Origin of the sequence: Hymenobacter lapidiphilus (genome assembly GCF_003417065.2) — a bacterium.
Taxonomy (GTDB): domain Bacteria; phylum Bacteroidota; class Bacteroidia; order Cytophagales; family Hymenobacteraceae; genus Hymenobacter.
Genome location: NZ_QVLT01000062.1, coordinates 1 through 3,252, shown reverse-complemented (window position 1 = coordinate 3,252; position 3,252 = coordinate 1). Strand labels below are relative to the sequence as shown.

Annotated in this window: 2 rRNA genes; both read left to right on the top strand. The window is 52.7% G+C overall.

The window, feature by feature from the left end:
- The first annotated feature begins 110 nt into the window (after positions 1 to 110).
- Positions 111 to 3,022: ribosomal RNA gene (locus D0N36_RS19155) — 23S ribosomal RNA — on the top strand.
- 112 nt (positions 3,023 to 3,134) lie between these two features.
- Positions 3,135 to 3,246 (top strand): 5S ribosomal RNA (gene rrf / locus D0N36_RS19150).
- Positions 3,247 to 3,252: the final 6 nt, after the last annotated feature.

Sequence of the window (3,252 nt, the reverse complement as noted above, 5' to 3'; positions counted from 1 at the left end):
ACACGTTCTTTGACATAGAGGAAAACAGAGTAAAAGAAAAAGAAAGCAATAAGAGTGATTAACCTATGGTTAGTCACCCGAGCCGCAACTGCCTACGGGCAGTTGCTCTACGAGAAGTAGAGAAGGGCACACGGGGGATGCCTAGGCTCTCAGAGGCGATGAAGGACGTGATAAGCTGCGATAAGCGACGGGGAAGGGCACATACCTTTTGATCCGTTGATTTCCGAATGGGGCAACCCACTAGTTTGAAGAACTAGGGCCTTTCCTTGTATGAGGAGAGGGGCAAACCCGGGGAACTGAAACATCTAAGTACCCGGAGGAAAAGAAAATAACAATGATTCCCCAAGTAGTGGCGAGCGAACGGGGAGGAGCCCAAACCGGGTTGGTTACGGCCAGTCCGGGGTTGTAGGACCTCAACATCTGATTATAGTATTTTAGCTGAATGGCATGGGAAGGCCAACCATAGACGGTGAGAGTCCGGTAAGCGAGCTGATACTATACGGTAGAGGATTCCTGAGTAGGGGGGGACCGGAGAAATCCCCTCTGAATCCAGCGGCACCATCCGCTAAGGCTACATACTCCTGAGAGACCGATAGTGAACTAGTACCGTGAGGGAAAGGTGAAAAGAACCGGGAATACCGGAGTGAAAAGAACCTGAAACCGTGTGCCTACAAGCAGTTAGAGGGTTTTAGTGGCCTGATAGCGTGCCTTTTGCATAATGAGCCTACGAGTTACTCCTCTCTGGCAAGGTTAAACGCTTGGAAGCGTGGAGCCGCAGCGAAAGCGAGTCTGAATAGGGCGCAGAGTCAGAGGGGGTAGACGCGAAACTTTGTGAGCTACCCTTGAGCAGGTTGAAGGTTGGGTAACACCAACTGGAGGACCGAACCAGTTTCCGTTGAAAAGGATTTGGATGACTTGAGGGTAGGGGTGAAAGGCCAATCAAACTGAGAAATAGCTCGTACTCCCCGAAATGTATTTAGGTACAGCGTCGGCGTAGAGTTACATGGAGGTAGAGCTACCAATAGGACTAGGGGGTGTCACAGCCTACCGAATCCTGATGAACTCCGAATGCCATGTAATATAGCCGGCAGTGAGGCTTGGGGTGCTAAGGTCCCAGGCCGAGAGGGAAAGAACCCAGACCATCTGCTAAGGTCCCTAAATTCGGACTAAGTTGAACAAAGGAGGTCCACTTGCTTTGACAGCCAGGAGGTTGGCTTGGAAGCAGCCATTCCTTTAAAGAGTGCGTAACAGCTCACTGGTCGAGCGAGAGGGCATCGATAATACGCGGGCATCAAGTCCGGTACCGAAGCAATGGATTTAACATTTAGTTGTTAAGTGGTAGGGGAGCATTCTGGTCAGCGGTGAAGCTGTGTCGTCAGGCATGGTGGAGCGGCCAGAAAAGCACATGTAGGCATGAGTAACGATAAAGGGGGTGCGAAACCCCCTCGCCGATAGACTAAGGTTTCCTGCTCAACGCTAATCGGAGCAGGGTTAGTCGGGACCTAAGGCTAGGCCGAGAGGCTACGTCGATGGACAGCTGGTTGATATTCCAGCACTTATGAAGTGGAGTGATGCAGTGACGCAGTAGTGAAAGTACCGCGAGCGGACGGAAGTGCTCGTTAAAGGGTGTAGGTATAGGGCTGGTAGTTAAGTACGCCGGCTTTGCTGAAACCTGATAGTACCTTGCGGCTTCGGCCAACGGGATAGTGTACCTAATCAGACTGCCAAGAAAACCTGCTAAGCGTTTACTGCTTTATAACCCGTACCGCAAACCGACACAGGTAGTCAAGGAGAGAATCCTGAGGCGCTCGAGTGAATCACGGCCAAGGAACTCGGCAAAATGGTCCTGTAACTTCGGGAGAAGGGACGCTTCCTCGTGGCAACACGAGAAGCCGCAGTGAAAAGGCCCAGGCGACTGTTTAACAAAAACACATGGCTTTGCTAACGCGTAAGCGGACGTATAAGGCCTGACACCTGCCCGGTGCCGGAAGGTTAAGAGGGGAACTTAGTGCGCAAGTGCGAAGGTTTGAATCGAAGCCCCGGTAAACGGCGGCCGTAACTATAACGGTCCTAAGGTAGCGAAATTCCTTGTCGGGTAAGTTCCGACCTGCACGAATGGTGTAACGATCTGGGCGCTGTCTCAGCCGTGAGCTCGGTGAAATTGTAGTCTCGGTGAAGATGCCGAGTACCCGCCACGGGACGGAAAGACCCCGTGCACCTTTACTATAGGTTGACATTGACGCTGGACAACACATGTGTAGCATAGGTGGGAGACGTTGAGCCAGGGCCGCTAGGTTTTGGGGAGTCGCCGTTGAAATACCACCCTTGTGTTGTTTGGTGCCTAATCTGTGGAAACGGAGACAGTGTCTGCTGGGTAGTTTGACTGGGGTGGTCGCCTCCAAAAAAGTATCGGAGGCTTTCAAAGGTCCGCTCAATCCGCTTGGTAACCGGATGTAGAGCGCAATAGCAGAAGCGGGCTTGACTGTGAGGCCTACAAGCCGAGCAGGGTCGAAAGACGGATATAGTGATCCGGTGGTTCCGCATGGAAGGGCCATCGCTCAAAGGATAAAAGGTACGCCGGGGATAACAGGCTGATCTCCCCCAAGAGCTCATATCGACGGGGAGGTTTGGCACCTCGATGTCGGCTCGTCACGTCCTGGGGCTGGAGAAGGTCCCAAGGGTTCGGCTGTTCGCCGATTAAAGTGGCACGCGAGCTGGGTTCAGAACGTCGTGAGACAGTTCGGTCCCTATCTGTGGTGGGCGTGGGATATTTGACAGGACCTGACTTTAGTACGAGAGGACCGAGTTGGACCAGCCGCTCGTCTGCCAGTTGTGCCGCCAGGTGCAGTGCTGGGTAGCGACGCTGGGATGAGATAAGCGCTGAAAGCATCTAAGTGCGAAACTCACCTGAAGATGAGATATCCGATTTAAGAGCCGTTCGAGACTAGGACGTTGATAGGCCCCAGGTGTAAAGTCAGAAATGGCATAGCCGAGGGGTACTAAGGGCTCGAACACTTCTGTAGCAAACAAGCTCCTGCGTGCAGACGCAGACGCGCTTACTTTTTCTTTTACGCTGCCTCTATGTCGAATTTCACAGCTAGCTTGTGCGAACACGCAACCTATGCTGAATTGATAATGGTGGCTTTAGCCCGGGTGTTCACCTCTTCCCATTCCGAACAGAGTCGTTAAGCCCCGGAGCGCCTATGGTACTGCCTTCATCGGTGGGAGAGTCGGTCGCCGCCAACCTTATCA